The following is a 12,053-nucleotide window of genomic DNA, read 5'->3' as shown; positions in this document are numbered from 1 at the left end:
CTCAGGAGGACGTGCCGCGCGGGAAGGAGACCTCCACGCGCCGGTTCTTCTTCCGGCCCTCTTCCGAACTGTTGTCGGCGATCGGGTACTGCTCGCCGTATCCGCGGATCTCGAAGCTGACGCCCGACCCCAGGTCCTTCACCAGCACCGCCTGCACAGCGTTGGCGCGCTGCTTGGACAGGACATCGCCGTGTGCCGCCGAACCGAGATTGTCGGTGAAGCCGAAGACGCGCACCTTGGTGGCGTTCTGCTTCTTGATCTCAGTGGCGATGGCAGCGATGCGCGCGTTCGCCGCGGAGCTCAGCTTGGCGCTGTCCTTCCCGAAGAGGACCTCGGCCTGGAGTGCGAACTTGATGTTCGCGTTGCTGTCCTCGCGACGCTCCTCACCGCCCTCGTCCTCGACAACCTGGATGATGTCGAGCACCTTGCCCGGCGCAAGAGTGCCGCCGTCCGGCATCTTGAGGTCAGGGTCTTTGCCGTCCAACTCGACCGGCGGCTCGGACGACGCCTCCGTGCCTGGCGGCACACTCGGGCCGTCATCGGCCACAGCCGTCGTCACGCCGAAGACGGTGGTGCCGGCCAGCAGCGCTGCCGCAGCGACGAACCGCCCAGCGACATAGCGTCGCCTTTGCTGTGCACGAACACATTTCATGTCGGCCATCACCCTGAGATCCTCAGCGAGGCAGTGGCGAACGTCGGCAGCGTGAAGTCGACTTCGTTGGTGGTTTCCGGCGGTGCCGGGAACTGCATGAAGACAGAGACCGACTTCCCGGGCTGGATCGCTGTCAACCCGGTGGTGCAGAGGCAACGCCCATCCGTGTCCCGAAGAATGTAGTAACGCTTCTTGCCGATCTTGTCGACAAGCGTCGCGCCTGCTACGGAATTCGGGTTCTTGGCCACGAGGGCAGCCTCGCTGCCTGCCCACTGACCGGCACTGCGAATGTCGTCCCCGTCATTCTTGATCACAGCACTTACAGTGACGAACCCGCCACTGTCACGCTTGACCTCGTTGACGACAAGGGTCAGCCCATCGCGTCCGTTGACCTGCGCGAGCTTTACATTCGGGTCCACGTTCTCGCCGGCAGCCGTGTCCTCCTGCTTCGCGTCCTTGTCCCCTTCCGGGGATTGGGACGGCGCAGACGAGGGCGACGAATCGCCCTCGTTGGACTTTCCGCCACCGCCGTCAGTACCGCAGCCAACAGCGGCCAGAGCCATTGCCGCGGCCAGTGAGACGGCTGCCACGGCCCTTCGGGACCTGGTGGAGCACCGAATGCTCATGGGTTCTGAATCCTTTACTCGTCGTTCGCCATCAATTGTCGACCAGGTGCACGTCGTAGAGGATCTTGCTCACCTGAGACCAGGGCGGAGGACTACCCGGACGGATCTCGAGAAAGTCCTTGCCACACGTGAAGAAGAAAATGTCCCGAATGCTGTCATCATTGAGATCGACCGATGTCCAATGACAACGGAACTTGATGACAGCCGTGGCCGTGGCCTTCGCGAACTTCCTCTTCGTCCCGGGAATGACTGACGAGTCGACCGGCTTGTCGCCCTCTACCTTGACCGTGATCCTGTCCTCGTAGCCGCCGGGCATCGGCCGGCAGTACTCGACCTCGGCCTGATTCGCGGAGGCAAGCCCCTCAGCTGCGGGGCAACCCGTCACCGGGTGGCTTTCAAGGTATGCATCGAGCAAGTCCTCGGGAAGCGAGGCGAGGAACGGCGCCTCGAACTGGTCACGCGCCTCATCGGCCGCAGCCAGCGCCGCAGCGTCCGCGGCCCCCTGGGCACCATTACGCAAGGCGGAAGCCTTGCCGACGGCAAAGAATGCGAACACGAGGAAGAGCAGGCCCGCCACCATCACTACGTAGATGGGGAAGGCCTGCCCTGCGTCGCGACGAAGGCGCCCGATCACGAGCCCGCGGTGATGGAGGTCACAAGGCCGTCGATCCGCTTCGAGATGTTGCCACCGATGCCCGTGGCCATGATCGCGCCGATGATCGCCACGACCACCAGGATGATGCCCAGGTACTCGAACGCGGTCTGACCGCGGTCCTTGGTCTCGTAACGCTTCTGGATCGCGCTGACCGCGGTGTTGGCCCAGCCGTTGATGCGAACGGCGGTCTTCAGGGTGATGTTCGACATGGGGTTCCCCTCCGGGTTCGGCCGACCGGTAGTCGGCCGACTCGCACGTTTCCTGGGTGTCGCCGGCGGATCCGGCTTCCTCCTGGCCGGAGCCGCTGGCGACATGAGAAACATACGACCGGACACCCTCCTCATCGGAGGGCCCCAGGGCCCATTCCCGGGCCCAAAGCACCAGTTGGGTCTGTGCCTCCGATGCCTGCCGCCAGGACCCAAATCCCGTCGCAGCCCCGCTCCCGTTCCCGTTCGCGCTCTCCCGCTCAGCCACGGTGACCACCGGCCTCGCGTGCCCCTCGTCCCGTCACGGGGGCCGTGCCGAGCCAGCGGGCGATGGCCTCGCTGCGGCTCGTGCTGTGCAGCTTGGTGAAGATGCGGTTGATGTGGTTCTTGACCGTCTTCTCACTGATGAAGCAGGTGGCGGCGATCTGCTGATTGCTCATGCCGGACGCGATCAGCTCCATGACCTCCACCTCCCGTGAACTCAGCCCGTACTGCTGCCTGTTGAGCGTCCTGCCCTGTTCCCCGGTCATGGAAGACTGTGCCACAACTGGTTGCAGATGCGAAAGACCCTGCGGTGCCCGGACAGGTCGCGGCGCAGGTGGAGACGGATCCTGCTTGGGCGCATGTGCAGGCGCATCGTGTTGCTGAACGGAACTCGGGGGGTGACCGTCATATCCGGTCTCCTGGTACGGAACGCCTGTGGTCAGCGCCGTCCCGAGACCTTCCGGAAGCGGTCGTGACTGCGGCCCCGGGCCCTGACGCATGTGAGCGAGGAGGGCATTGGCCGCGGTGGCGGTGAAGTGGGCGCGGCCGTCCTTCGTATCGCGCACGGCCTGCACCAGCTGATCGGCCGTGAACTCGCCGTGGACCAGGTAGCCGCTCGCGCCCAGGCGGAGCGCCTCGTGGACGATCTCGCTCTCGCGGCTGTAGGTCAGCATCATGACCGGGGCGATCCGGACGAGGTGGGGCAGGGCCGAGATGCCGTCGACGCCTGGCATGCGGACGTCCAGCAGGACGACGTCCGGGCGGTGCCCGACGGCCATGTCGTACGCCTGGCGGCCGTCCGCAGCCTCCGCGACGACGTCGATGTCGTCACGGCCGGAAAGCAGGACGCCGAGGCCGGCCCGGACCACGGGGTTGTCGTCGGCGACGACGACCCGCAGGGCGCTGGGCACGGCCATGGGCACCGCCGCGGGGAAGGGAGACATGGGCTCGGATGTCGCGGGCTGCTGGGAGACAGGGAACGCGTTGGAGCTGGGCTCCGAGTTGAGCGGGGTGACGTGCGGGGATGTGTGCTGGGACGCGTGGTTCTGAGCGGCCCAGTTCTGGCCCGACGCACGGGAGACGTCGTCCGGCATCTGCGACCTCCTCTCAAGGGTCTATGGGGGGTGAGGGTGGAATGAGAGCGGTTCAGTCGGGCTGCTCCGCCCCTGGAGCGGCAAGCAGGGCAGCCATCGGGAGTTCCAGGCGGACCTCGGTGCCCTTGGCCGCCTGCCCCTTTCCGATGCGGATACGGGCGCCGATGGACGCGGCACGCTCGACCATCCCTACCAGGCCGAAGTGCCCGGCGTGCCGGAGATCGTCGAGCGTCGTGCCCGGAGGCAGGCCGCGCCCGTCGTCGTACACGCTGACGCGCAGGACGTCGCCCTTCACACCTGCGAGTACGACTAGGTAGGTGGGTTGTGCGTGGCGGTGGGCGTTCTCCATCGCCTCGGAAGCGATGGTGAGCAGCTGGCGGGCGACGACCTGGGGGACGTGCGGTATAGGTGCGTCGTCGAGGAGCCGGAAGGTGGCGGTGAGTCCGTGCCGCCGGGTGAAGTCGTCGGCACGGGCGCGGAGTTCGCGTACGACGTCGACGCCGCCGTCGAGTCCGGACTCGCGGCGCAGGTCGGAGAGAAGTTCCCGGGACTCGGCGGCGGCGCGGCGGGCGGCGCGGGCCACCAGTTCGGCCTGGTGTTTGACGGTCAGCGGGTCCATGCGGTCGGACGAGCCGGCCAGGCCGTCGGCTGCCAGGGCGAGGCCGTGCAGGGTCTTGGCCACCGAGTCGTGCATCTCCCGGGCGAGCCGGGTGCGCTCGCCCTCCACGGCTTCGTTGACGGCGAGCCGGGCCCGGGTCTCGGTGAGGGCCTGGCTCGCCGTCCCGAAGCGCAGAAGCAGGTTGCGCAGGGTGACGCCGACAGCGCCGGCGATGATGCAGAAGCCGGGCAGCAGGACCGCCGTGGCGTCGGCGGGCTCCAGTTTCGGGTCGGTGTTGTACACGCCGAGGACGATGACCACCTGAAGCGCGGCGAAGACCGCCGCACCCCGCCAGCCATAGACGAGTCCGGCCAGCAACGGGGTGCAGACCGTGACATACGCGAGGGTGGACTCGGGGCTGGCCGTGACCAGCAGGAGGGCACCGAAGAAGGCGTCTATGCCCAGCAGCCACGGGTGGCGCAGGAGGACGGGGCCGAAGCGTTCCCAGTCACGGAACAGGACATACGAGCCCATGAACGTGACGAGGATGGCCGAGCCGATCAGCCAGGAAGCCGGGCCCGACGCGGTGTGACCGATCGCGAACGGCGTGGCGATGGCGATCATGGCGAGCCGGAAGCCGAAGACCTGACGGCACATCGCCTGAAGCGCGTTGAGCTGGATCGCGAACGCCGGACGGGATCCGGGATCGGCAATCGCTTGACGCACCTCGGCGTTCAGTCCGTTCTGGATGCCGCCGAGTTGGAACGACATGAGCCTGCCACCTCCTTCCGACCGTCCTGTCCGTCGTCCGCCACGTTCACGTCATCCGCCTGTGAGGAAGCCCAGGTCGATGTTGGCTCCGTAGACGAAGCCGACCGTCAGCAGCACCAACGTTCCGGGGAGCAGGAAGGTGGTGACCGCGAAGGTCGCCTTGGGAACGGCCCTGGCGGCTTTCCGGCGGGCGTTCTGCGCGTCGGTGCGCCGCATGTCGTTGGCGATCTGGATCAGCGTCTCGACGATCGGCGCACCGAGCTCCTCGCCCTGCTGGAGCGTGGTCACGAACATCGCGACCTGCTCCGAGTCATTGCGCCTGCGCAGTTGCTCGAACGCCTCGCGGCGGCTGACGCCCATGTCCATCTGGCGCAGGGTGATGCGGAGCTCGTCGGCCCAGGGGCCCTCGTACTTCTCGGCGACGCGTCCCAGCGCCTGGCGGAAGCCAAGGCCGGCCGACACGACGACCGCGAGGACGTCGAGGAAGTCCGGGAGCGTCCGGTCGATGTGCTCACGGCGGACGCGAACCGCCGACCAGAGCCCGACCTCGACCCAGAACACTCCGAAGGCGACCAGAATCAGGGCAAAGAAGATCTGACCGCGCAAGAGCATCGTGAAGGCTCCGAGCGCGCCGAGGCCGCCGTAGACGGCGCGGCGCGCCGCGTAGCGGTCGATCGTCAGACCGCCCGGGTTGCCCGCCAGGTCGATCTGGCGGCGCTTCTTGTTCACGGCCTTGGGGCCCATCATCCGCAGGACCGCAGGGGCCCAGCGCATGCCGAGCCGGTCGATGCCGGAGCCGACCGCGCTGGTGCGGGTGGAGCCGACCTCCAGCGCGATCGCGAGGTCGCCGGGGAGCTTCGCATCACGCCGGTACATGCGGATACCGGCGATGATCCCGTACACCGCGAGCCCCATGACGCCTGCGAGCAGCAGGCCCACGTTCGCCCCGCCCATCAGACGTCGATCCGGGACATGCGGCGGATCACGATGAATCCGATCGCGTAGAGAGCGATGGAGATGACCACCGCGACCTGGCCGATGAAGGCACCGGTCATCCGGTCGAGTGCGCCGGGCATGACCGTGTCCATCAGGAGCATGGCTCCCAGCCCGAACATCGGGACTGCGTAGGCGGTGACGGTGACCTGGGAGAGCTGGGTCTTGACCTCGCGCCGGGTCTCCTTGCGCTCCTCCAGTGTCTCGGTGAGGTTGCGCAGCGAACTGACGACCGTACCGCCGGCCCGGTTGGACAGGACGAGAGTGGTGACGAGGACGACGAGTTCGCGGGAGGGCAGCCGATCGGTCAACTCACTCAATGCGTCGTCCAGGGGTTCACCGACGGCGAGACGTCGGGATACCCGGGAGAGCTCCTCGCCCGCCGGGTTCTCCATCTCGTCCGCCGCCATGCTGATGGACGTACGCAGCGCGAGGCCGGCCTGGGTGGCGTTGGCAAGGATGCGGGCGAGCTCGGGGAGCTGGTTGATGAAGCGCTCGGTGCGCTTGGTCCGTTGCCAGTTCAGGAAGGCGTTGGTACTCCAGAGGCCGATGAGAGCGGCGACCGGGCCGAAGAAGCTGGCGAGGATCGACGAGGCGATCATCCACAGTGCCGCCATGGCGGCGAGCGCGTAGACGAAGAACTCGCCGGGAGTGATGTCCAGGCCGGTTGCGGCCAGCTTGAGTTCGAGCTTCCGGCCCAGGCCGGTCTTGCGCAGCCTGCTGTCGAGGCCCCGGAAGCGGCGGTGGCGCCCGGTCTCCGGGATGTGACCGGTGTGCGAGAGCCGGTCCACCAGGGCGTCCCGGTCGGCCTTGCCACCGGAGTAGGCGTGCAGGCCCACGACACCCGTGACACCGCAGAGCAGCGTGGCGCCGATTGTGAGCAGAGGGAGATTCGTCATGGCACGGTACCTAGTTGGCCTCTCGGGTGGCGAGCTGTTCGGCGGATGCGGCGACCCCGAAGGCCTGCGGGACAGGCTGGCTGGCCATGTAGAGGCGCTCGGCAATCTTGCGCGGGATCGGGAGGTAGTTGAACTCGCCGTTGATCCGCCCTTCGGCGTCCATCGGCTGGGCATCGAACTTGGCGACGGTCACGATGCGGTAGGGGTCGCGTCCGTGCGAGTCGAGCACGGCGATCTCGGTGATCTTTCGGGAACCGTCGGCGTGCCGGGTGAGCTGGACGATGACGTCGACGGCGCTGTTGATCTGGTCGTGCAGCGCCTCGAACGGGATCTTGATCTCGGACATCGAGGCCAGGGTCTGCAGACGCATGAGTGCGTCCTCGGCGTTGTTGGCGTGAACCGTGGCGAGCGAGCCGTCGTGACCGGTCGACATTGCCTGGAGCATGTCAAGCGATTCGCCGCCTCGGACCTCACCGACGACGATGCGGTCGGGGCGCATACGCAGGGAGTTGCGGACCAGGTCACGGATGGTGATCTGGCCCTTTCCCTCGACGTTCGCCGGGCGGGACTCCAGCCGGATCACATGGCTCTGCTGGAGCTGGAGCTCGGCGGAGTCCTCGATGGTGACGATGCGCTCGCTGTCGGGGATGAGGCCGGAGAGCGCGTTGAGGAGCGTCGTCTTACCGGTACCGGTGGCCCCGGAGACGATGATGTTGAGCTTGGCCTGGACAAGGCCGGCCAGCAGGATCAGCATCTGCTCGTCGAGCGAGCCGACATTGATCATTTCTTGGAGCGTGAACGCCCGGGGGAACCGCCGGATGGTGAGCGTCGCACCGGTCAGCGACAGCGGCGGGATGATCACGTTGACACGCTCACCACTGGGTAGACGCGCGTCAACCATGGGGTTTTGCTCATCCACACGACGGTTGACCGTAGACACGATGCGCTCGATGGTCTGCATCAGCTGCTCGTGTGAGCTGAAGCGCATCGGCAGCTTCTCGACCTTGCCGCTGCGCTCGACGAAGATCTGGTCCGGTCCGTTCACCATGATTTCGGTGATGGACGCGTCCTCAAGGAGTGGTTCCAGGATGCCGAGCCCGAGGGCCTCGTCGACGACCCGGCGGATCAGCTGGGTGCGCTCGACGGTCGAGAGGACCGGGCCCTCGCGGCTGATGATGTGGCTGAGGACGCGCTCCAGCCTCGCTCGCCGGTCTGCGGCGGCGAGCGAGGACATCTCCGCCAGGTCGATCTCTTCGAGCAGCTTGGCGCGGTAGGTGGCCACCATGTGGCTGTCCTCCCGCGCCCCGCCGTTCTTCTCGGGGGCGGTCATGCGTGCCCGCAGACTCATTCCGTCACTCCTCGTTCCGACTTACTTGTTGAGCAGCTGGTGACGCGGCCGTGCGGCGTGCCGCAGGGGTCAGGTGCGGGGCATCGTGGAGGTGCGCTCGGCCGTGCTCCAGATGTTGACGCCCGGAAGGATGTCGGGCACCTTGACGCGTGCGATGCAGGTGACCTGATCGATGGAGGAGCCCCCGCCTCTGATCGTGGCCCGTTTGGCGGTCCAGTCGCTCATGGCGTCCTTGCCCGCCTGCCTGTCGCAGCCGCCCGTCGACATGCTGGCCATCCTGGCTGCCGCGCGGGCCCCCGTCCCCGCCTGGTTGGCGGCGTACGCGGCGAGGCCCGCCTGGATCGCGAGGAGGCCGACCAGGAGCATCAGGGGGATGAAGCCCAGGTACTCGATGGCGACCTGACCGCGTTCACGGCGGGAGGTGGTTGTGGTGGTGACGGGGGCGGGACCGGTCGTCCGGCCGGGTGCGTGCGTCTGCGTGCTCATCGGTCAGCCTCCAGCGGCGCGGCCGCGTGGCCGGTGACGGGGTACTTCCAGTTGAGGATGCCCGGCACCAGGACCGGCACCTGGAGCTTGATCTCGGCGGTGTACAGGCCGGAGGAGTCGGAACGGCACTTGGCCGACTTCAGGCCGTCGCGCCAGGCCGTCGGCAGGTGTTCCTTGGCCGTGTTCCGGCACTCGTTGAGCCGCAGCCCCCCCGAGATGGCCCCCTTGTGCGCCGTCTCGTCCGCCGAGTTCCCCGCCAGGGAGAACGTGTAGCCGATCAGCGCGCACTGCCAGAGCACGAGCATCAGCAGGATGATCAGCGGTGTGACACCGAGGAACTCGATCGCGGTCTGGCCGCGGTCGCGCGTGCGGCCGCGCAGTCCGTCCCGCAGCCGGCCCCGGTCCGGACCGCGCGTCAGTCCCCCTGCCGGGGAAGGATCACCGTAGCGCCTTCCCCGTATCTCCATGTCTGTCGTCTCGGTGAGTGTCATTGGTCAACTTGCCCCCTTGGTCGTCGCCCGGTTCCGGGCGTCGCCGTCGCGTCTGCCGATGCGCGGGCGCCCGATGGAGCCCCGGTCGTTCTTGAACATTCCGGCGCTCTTCGCGCCACTCTTCTCCGCCTTATCCGGAACCTTCACGATGCCGAGCTCGCCCGCAAGGGCCCAGAGGGCCTGTTTGACAGTGCTCTTGGAGTCGAGCTCGTGCAGCCGGCCGGCGTCGACGACGCTCTGGAGCTCCTTGAAGTTCGCAGGAACGGCCGTGTTCACCATGCGGGTTCCGGTGATCTTCTCGATCAACTGTGGCTGGATCTCGGTGTTGCGGATGAACCGGTTGACGACGGTGACCGTGTCCTCCGCCTTGCGGATCTGGAGCCGGTCCCACATCCGTACGAGGCGCTTGGCACCGCGCACCGCGATCACGTCCGGGGTGGTGACCAGCAGCGCCGTGTCGGCCATCTCGATGGCGGCGGCACTCGCTCCCTGGAGCTGGCTGCCGCAGTCGATCACCACGACCTCGAAACGCGAGCGCAGGGCGCTGACGACCTGCCGGGCCGACCGGTCGCTGACCTCCTCGGCACTCTCGCCCTCATTGGGTGCCAGGAGCAGCGTGAGCCCGGAGCTGTGGCTGAACACGGCGTCGGACAAAATGCGCGGCGTGATGTCGGTGATGGCCGACAGGTCGACGATCGACCGCCGGAACTGCACATCGAGGTACGAGCCGACGTCACCGGCCTGGAGGTCCAGGTCGACCAGCGCGGCGTTGCGCCCGGACGCCTGGGCGGCCAGGGCGAGTTGGACGGCGGTGACGGTGGCACCGACTCCGCCCTTGGCGCCGCTGACCGTGATGACGGTACCGCCGGGGCCGGTGAAGACGTCGTTTCCGCTGCTCAGGTGGCGGCGGACGCCGACGGACCACTGGGCGGCGGACTGGACCCGGTTGACCAGTTCCTCGTAGCTCAGGGGAAGGGTGACGATGCCTCGCGCACCCGACTCCATGGCGGACGAGAAGAGACCGGGTGTCACATCGGCGGTGATCAGCACGACCCCGATGGCGGGGAAGCGCAGGGAGACCTCCCGGATCAGTTCCAGTGCCGGCACCGGACCGATCCGCTCGTGGACCAGCACCACCTCGGGCAGCTCGTCGAGCGATTCGCCCGCGAGCCGGGCGAGGGTGTCGATGAGCTGCGTCGAGTCACTGACCGGTGCGGCCGGCTCTGCGTCGGGGAGCTGGCTGAGCAGAGTGGTGACGGATCTGGCCGCGTCGACGTCACCGACGGCCGGGAGGATCCTGGTGGTCATGCGATCCTCACTTGTCCTTGTCGAGCGTGTAGGAGCGGTCGCCCGGGCGGATGGTGCTGTCGCTGCCGGAGGCCAGGAGCGCGAGGCGTACGTGCTCCGCGAAGGACTCGGCGTAGGCGATGCGCTGGGTGTCGAGCGTGTTGAGCGCGAAGGTGATCGGCACGGCCTCGGTGCCCATGTTGGACTTGCCGTCCCGGTTCGGTTCCAGGGCGGTCAGCTTGCCGACGTCCAGCACCTTGGCGTTGGAGACGATGACCTTCGACTGGGAGGGTTCGCCGTCGCGCTCACCGGCGAAGGTGGCGTAGATGTTGACCGTGGCACCGGGGGTGATCTTGCCTGCGACGCCGGTCGCGGCGTCGATCATGATGGCGATCTCCTGTTCCCCGGGCTGGAGTTCGGGGCGCTTCTGCATCATGTCGGACTGGAGCAGCGAGCCCTTGCGCAGCTGGGTGACGGCGATCTTGCCGTTCACGTCGGAGAGGTCGGTCACCGCGTTGGTGGAGAGCCAGCGCTTCGGCATCGAGATCTTCTCGAACTGGCCGGAAGACAGGGCTGTGTAGGGCGCCACGTCGGACTTCAGTTGGTAGGCCGAGACTTCGGGGCCGACCTTGGAGTTGACGTCGCTGATCACCGAAAGCACGCCGGCGAAGGCGCCAAAGGCGCACAGAACCGACAAAAGCAGGAGTATCACGCCGCGGCGCTGGCGGGAGTTCATGGGCCGGACAACCTCGTTCGATTCGGATGCGTGGGGGAACGGACAGGAGGGCGTCTACGGAGGAAAGCGGAAGCGCTAGGACTGCGGTGGTGCGAGCGCTCCATGGCTGAGGACACCGGCAGCAGTGTGCATTCGGTTCTCGGCCGCGGGTAGCGGGGAGGAGCAGAACCCGCAGAGGTCACCGATGAGCTCCATTCCACACCAGTGGCAGTTCTCCCGTCGCACGGAGGCCACCAACTGGTACAGGAGGGAGATGTCTGGCAGATAGGCAGCGAATTCCACCAGCTTTCCGGTTCCCCACCAGGCCGAGGAATCGGAGGGGAGCGCTGCCTCGTTAATGGACTGGACCTGCCACGCGGGCGCGAGGGTCTGCTTCACCCACTCGGACTGCGACTGGCCCTTGGCGACCATGAGATGCGTGGCGAATTCCGGGCCGGTGGGCAGGTCCGCCTTCGGCCCGATCTTGACGAGTTGCGGGTTCGGTCCCGCGACCACGGCGAACTGGGATCCCGGCACCCAGGACTTGGCGTGCGTCCTGAGGTCGACCGGAACCCGGTCGAACCTGGTGACGGAGTGCAGGAGGGCACCCGCGTGGATGTAGTGCGACAGCAGTCGGGCGGCGGAGGCAACCACACCGGGGCTGAAGTCGCAGATGGACAACTGGCGGAGCTGCCGGACGAGTACGGCGATGCCCAAGGGGGGGAGGTCCACCTTGAGCAGGGCGATGCGGTCGCTCTCCAGAACGGATCGCACCGAGTAGAGCCGGCGTTCGTGGGCGGGCGCGATGCCGGTCGGGTAGACGGCGACGACGTACCCGTGCTGTTCGAGCAGCACGTGCATGTCGCCTATGGCCATCTCCAGCGCCTGGGCGTCGGGAGCCTGCAACAGGGCGGCTGTGGGTGTCTGCTGATCGGTCGGAGGTAGTACCAGATCAGCACTGGTCACTG

14 protein-coding genes are annotated in these 12,053 nt (G+C 67.2%); all 14 read right to left on the bottom strand.

What is annotated here, in order from left to right; genetic code table 11:
• Window position 1: 1 nt before the first annotated feature.
• The gene (locus ACFVUT_RS20680) at window positions 2-661 is read right to left on the bottom strand and encodes an OmpA family protein (protein WP_389651698.1); all 660 of its coding nucleotides are present in this window, start codon (window positions 659-661) and stop codon (window positions 2-4) included.
• The gene (locus tag ACFVUT_RS20675) at window positions 661-1,278 is read right to left on the bottom strand and encodes a hypothetical protein (RefSeq protein WP_389651491.1); all 618 of its coding nucleotides are present in this window, start codon (window positions 1,276-1,278) and stop codon (window positions 661-663) included. The genes ACFVUT_RS20680 and ACFVUT_RS20675 overlap by 1 nt, the downstream gene beginning before the upstream one ends.
• Window positions 1,279-1,309: 31 nt before the next feature.
• Window positions 1,310-1,912, bottom strand: a complete 603-nt coding sequence (locus tag ACFVUT_RS20670) for a pilus assembly protein TadG-related protein (protein ID WP_389651488.1) — start codon at window positions 1,910-1,912, stop codon at window positions 1,310-1,312.
• Window positions 1,909-2,142, bottom strand: a complete 234-nt coding sequence (locus ACFVUT_RS20665; protein ID WP_389651485.1) for a hypothetical protein — start codon at window positions 2,140-2,142, stop codon at window positions 1,909-1,911. The genes ACFVUT_RS20670 and ACFVUT_RS20665 overlap by 4 nt, the downstream gene beginning before the upstream one ends.
• A gap of 257 nt (window positions 2,143-2,399) precedes the next feature.
• Entirely contained in the window at window positions 2,400-3,497 is a 1,098-nt protein-coding gene (locus tag ACFVUT_RS20660; RefSeq protein WP_389651482.1) for a response regulator, read from the bottom strand.
• A 52-nt stretch (window positions 3,498-3,549) separates the two neighbouring features.
• Complete coding sequence (locus ACFVUT_RS20655; protein WP_389651479.1) at window positions 3,550-4,866, bottom strand: sensor histidine kinase; 1,317 nt, start codon at window positions 4,864-4,866, stop codon at window positions 3,550-3,552.
• Window positions 4,867-4,917: 51 nt separating this feature from the next.
• Window positions 4,918-5,805 carry a DUF5936 domain-containing protein gene (locus ACFVUT_RS20650; RefSeq protein ID WP_389651695.1) on the bottom strand — a complete coding sequence of 296 codons (888 nt, stop codon included), beginning with the start codon at window positions 5,803-5,805 and terminating at the stop codon, window positions 4,918-4,920.
• Window positions 5,806-5,819: 14 nt separating this feature from the next.
• Window positions 5,820-6,758 (bottom strand): type II secretion system F family protein, encoded by a 939-nt coding sequence (locus ACFVUT_RS20645; protein ID WP_389651477.1) that lies wholly within the window; start codon window positions 6,756-6,758, stop codon window positions 5,820-5,822.
• A 10-nt stretch (window positions 6,759-6,768) separates the two neighbouring features.
• The gene (locus ACFVUT_RS20640) at window positions 6,769-8,106 is read right to left on the bottom strand and encodes a CpaF family protein (protein WP_389651474.1); all 1,338 of its coding nucleotides are present in this window, start codon (window positions 8,104-8,106) and stop codon (window positions 6,769-6,771) included.
• Window positions 8,107-8,175: 69 nt separating this feature from the next.
• Window positions 8,176-8,592: a TadE/TadG family type IV pilus assembly protein gene (locus tag ACFVUT_RS20635; protein WP_389651471.1), complete on the bottom strand. Its 417-nt coding sequence runs from the start codon at window positions 8,590-8,592 to the stop codon at window positions 8,176-8,178.
• Complete coding sequence (locus ACFVUT_RS20630) at window positions 8,589-9,083, bottom strand: TadE family protein (protein ID WP_389651468.1); 495 nt, start codon at window positions 9,081-9,083, stop codon at window positions 8,589-8,591. Before ACFVUT_RS20630 ends, ACFVUT_RS20635 begins: the two co-directional genes overlap by 4 nt.
• A gap of 3 nt (window positions 9,084-9,086) precedes the next feature.
• Window positions 9,087-10,391: a CpaE family protein gene (locus ACFVUT_RS20625; RefSeq protein ID WP_389651466.1), complete on the bottom strand. Its 1,305-nt coding sequence runs from the start codon at window positions 10,389-10,391 to the stop codon at window positions 9,087-9,089.
• A 7-nt stretch (window positions 10,392-10,398) separates the two neighbouring features.
• Window positions 10,399-11,106, bottom strand: a complete 708-nt coding sequence (cpaB, locus tag ACFVUT_RS20620; protein WP_389651463.1) for a Flp pilus assembly protein CpaB — start codon at window positions 11,104-11,106, stop codon at window positions 10,399-10,401.
• 75 nt (window positions 11,107-11,181) lie between these two features.
• Complete coding sequence (locus tag ACFVUT_RS20615; RefSeq protein ID WP_389651461.1) at window positions 11,182-12,051, bottom strand: hypothetical protein; 870 nt, start codon at window positions 12,049-12,051, stop codon at window positions 11,182-11,184.
• Between the last annotated feature and the right edge of the window lie 2 nt (window positions 12,052-12,053).

The sequence above is a fragment of the Streptomyces sp. NPDC058051 genome (genome assembly GCF_042885475.1).
GTDB lineage: Bacteria > Actinomycetota > Actinomycetes > Streptomycetales > Streptomycetaceae > Streptomyces.
The sequence above is the reverse complement of the archived record's forward strand: the minus strand, read 5'-3'. Positions and strand labels throughout refer to the sequence as shown.

Excerpts from the sequence above, each read along its gene's own strand:
- ACFVUT_RS20680 (WP_389651698.1), bottom strand. The coding sequence starts at position 661 with ATGGCCGACATGAAATGTGTTCGTGCACAGCAAAGGCGACGCTATGTC.
- ACFVUT_RS20675 (WP_389651491.1), bottom strand. The coding sequence starts at position 1,278 with ATGAGCATTCGGTGCTCCACCAGGTCCCGAAGGGCCGTGGCAGCCGTC.
- ACFVUT_RS20665 (WP_389651485.1), bottom strand. The coding sequence starts at position 2,142 with ATGTCGAACATCACCCTGAAGACCGCCGTTCGCATCAACGGCTGGGCC.
- ACFVUT_RS20660 (WP_389651482.1), bottom strand. The coding sequence starts at position 3,497 with ATGCCGGACGACGTCTCCCGTGCGTCGGGCCAGAACTGGGCCGCTCAG.
- ACFVUT_RS20655 (WP_389651479.1), bottom strand. The coding sequence starts at position 4,866 with ATGTCGTTCCAACTCGGCGGCATCCAGAACGGACTGAACGCCGAGGTG.
- ACFVUT_RS20645 (WP_389651477.1), bottom strand. The coding sequence starts at position 6,758 with ATGACGAATCTCCCTCTGCTCACAATCGGCGCCACGCTGCTCTGCGGT.
- ACFVUT_RS20640 (WP_389651474.1), bottom strand. The coding sequence starts at position 8,106 with ATGAGTCTGCGGGCACGCATGACCGCCCCCGAGAAGAACGGCGGGGCG.
- ACFVUT_RS20635 (WP_389651471.1), bottom strand. The coding sequence starts at position 8,592 with ATGAGCACGCAGACGCACGCACCCGGCCGGACGACCGGTCCCGCCCCC.
- ACFVUT_RS20630 (WP_389651468.1), bottom strand. The coding sequence starts at position 9,083 with ATGACACTCACCGAGACGACAGACATGGAGATACGGGGAAGGCGCTAC.
- ACFVUT_RS20625 (WP_389651466.1), bottom strand. The coding sequence starts at position 10,391 with ATGACCACCAGGATCCTCCCGGCCGTCGGTGACGTCGACGCGGCCAGA.
- cpaB (WP_389651463.1), bottom strand. The coding sequence starts at position 11,106 with ATGAACTCCCGCCAGCGCCGCGGCGTGATACTCCTGCTTTTGTCGGTT.